Consider the following 2,762-nt stretch of genomic DNA (forward strand, 5'->3'; position numbering starts at 1 on the left):
TCAATGCGCTGATCGCCAATTATCTCAAGGCGCCGGCGATCGCCGGTTCGATAAAGGCTGACAGCGTCACTTCCGGAACCACCGAAATCAGCGGCATCGGCGTCGACCTGAAGCGCGACGGCGATTGGACCAATTTCACCGGCGGCGCCACCATAGCGGGCATTCCGGCGACCGCTGCCGGCCGGGTGAAGATCGCCGACGGCAAGACGAGCGTCGAGATTGCCTCGGGCGAGGCGACGGTTCGCGGCATCAAGGCGGCAATCGCTCAGGCGTCGACACTGAGCATCGCCAACGGCACGGCCAGCATCGAGAAACTGGCGCTCGATGTCGGCGGCGGTTCGGTGACGCTGTCGGGCACTGCCGGTCAGACGCTCGACCTCGCGGCGCAATTTTCGGCACTGCCCGCGGCGCTCGCCAATGAATTTTCGCCCGGCCTCGACGCTGTCGGCACGCTCAGCGGCACGGTTGGAGTGACCGGGCCGCCGGCCGCTCCCGATGTCCGCTTCAATGCGCAACTGGCCGGTATCGAAACCAGCCAGACCCGGCAGGCCGGGCTCGGGCCGCTCGCCGTCGATGCGGCCGGCAGATACACCTTGGCCGGCGGCGTTGTGCTCGATCAAGCGACACTGACCGGCGACAAGATTTCCGGCAAGGCAGCCGGCACCCTCAATCCGAACGGCGCCAGCGATTTTGCGCTCGATCTCATCTCATCCGGCCCCAGTCTGCCCCTGATTCTCGGCAGCGCCGAGAGCCCGGTCAAGATCGAGATCCGGTCCTTGTCGGCAAAGGTGGCGGGCGAGAGCACGCGGGCCCGCCTGGATGTCTCCGCGATCCTGCCCTCGATCGTCACCAGTCCAGCGAGGGTGGACGGGCTTGCCCTGGCGCTGCACTCGGATGCGTTCGATCTCAAGAACCGTGCAGGGTCGGTTTCCGGCACAGTGTCGGTGGACAAGGTCGGTCTCGACAATCCGGTGATTGCGCCGCTGATCGCCGGCAAGGTCACGGCGGCGCTCAGCGGTCGCCTGACAGCCGATGCGGTTGCCATAGACAGCGGCTCGCTCAGGAGCGATGCGCTGAACAGCCAAGTTGCCGGCCAGGTATCGCTGCGTGACGGTGCCATCGACCTCAATCTGAAGGCGGATACCCCATCGTCGGCCTTGCCGGCGGCGGCGCGCGGCATGCTTGGCGAACGCGCTGAGATCAGCGCCACGCTGAAGCGCGACCCCAACGGCAGTATCAATATAGGCGGATTGAAGCTGACCTCGGGCGCGCTGACCGCAGACGGGCAAGCCAGCCTTGCCGACAACAAGGTAGCCGCCGACATCAAGGGTGCGCTGAGCGACATCTCGCTGCTGTCGAAAGACGCCAAGGGCGCCATCGCTTTTGCGTTGAACGCGCAGGGCCCGGCCGCGGCGCCGGACCTGTCGTTGACCATCGACAGCGACCGCCTTCTCGTGGCGGCGCGAGAGATCACCGGGCTGAAGCTGGCCGCCACCGGCAAGGCCGATGCCGCCAATCCGGCGGCGAATGTGCAGCTGACCGGCAATGTCGCCGGCCAGGCGCTGCAAGGCAGTGCGGTGCTGGCGACGGCGGACGGCAAGAGCGCCATCAATGGCCTGCTGCTGTCGCTCGGCAAGAACAGGATTTCCGGCGATCTGGCGCTGGACGAGAAGTTCGTGCCGGTCGGCACCATCGCGCTCGACCTGCCCGATATCGGCCCGCTGGCAGCACTTGCCCTGGAGAAGGCCGAAGGCGATGTGCGCGGCACGATCGCCTTTTCGAAGAACGGCAATGCGCCACAGGTCGCAATCAAGGCGGCGACAGCATCGATTACGCGCGGCGACCTGCAGGCGAAAGCCGTCTCGATCGATGCGCTGGTCGCCAACTATCTGGCGGCGCCCGTGATCTCCGGAAAGATTCGCGCCGACACCGTCACGTCGGGCGGCACCGTGATCAGCGGCATCGATGTCGACTTGAAGCGCGACGGCGACTGGACCGGCTTCTCCGGCGGCGCAACCGTCAAGGGCATTCCGGCACAGGCCGCCGGCCGGGTGAAAGCGGCCAACGGCACGACGACCATCGAGCTTGCCTCCGGCCAGGCGACCGTACAAGGCATCAAGGCGGCCATTGCCCAGGCCTCGACCGTCAGCATCGTCAACGGCATGACGACGCTGGACCGGCTCGTGCTCAACCTTGGCGGTGGTACGGCGACGGTGACCGGCAAGGTCGGCACGGCGCTCGACATCAATGCGACGCTGGCGCGGGTGCCGATGTCGCTCGCCAACAGTTTCTCGCCGGGGCTCGACGCCGCCGGTTCGATCTCAGGCACGGTCAAGGTGACGGGTACGCCGGCGAACCCCGCCATTGCCTTCAACCTCGACGCGGCCGGCGTGCAGACCTCGCAGACGCGCGGTGCCGGTGTCGGTGCGGTGAGTGTCTCCTCGTCGGGCACCTTCGGCGGCAACAAGCTGACCTTCAATGCCAATGTCGGCGATGGCGCCGGCCTTGGCCTCAAGGGCGGCGGCACCGTGACGACGGCCGGCACGCCGTCACTGGTGCTCGACTTCAATGGCGTCGTGCCGTTCGGCCTGCTCAGCCAGAAGCTGGCCGCGCAGGGCCTGTCTTTGTCTGAAACCGCCAATGTCAACGTGCAGGTGCGCGGTCCGGCGACATCGCCCGTCATCGGCGGCAGCATCAGCACCTCGGGTGCGCGCCTTGTCGATGCGCGCTCCCGAGGTGCTGATGCTGCCGCCGATGACGGG

General features: G+C 66.9%; 1 pseudogene. It reads left to right on the forward strand.

Annotated elements, in window-relative coordinates:
- Positions 1–2,762: pseudogene (locus EN925_RS31040) on the forward strand (translocation/assembly module TamB); the annotation flags it as partial.

Source organism: Mesorhizobium sp. M7A.F.Ca.US.006.04.2.1 (assembly GCF_004022915.1).
In the GTDB taxonomy this organism is placed as follows: domain Bacteria; phylum Pseudomonadota; class Alphaproteobacteria; order Rhizobiales; family Rhizobiaceae; genus Mesorhizobium; species Mesorhizobium ciceri.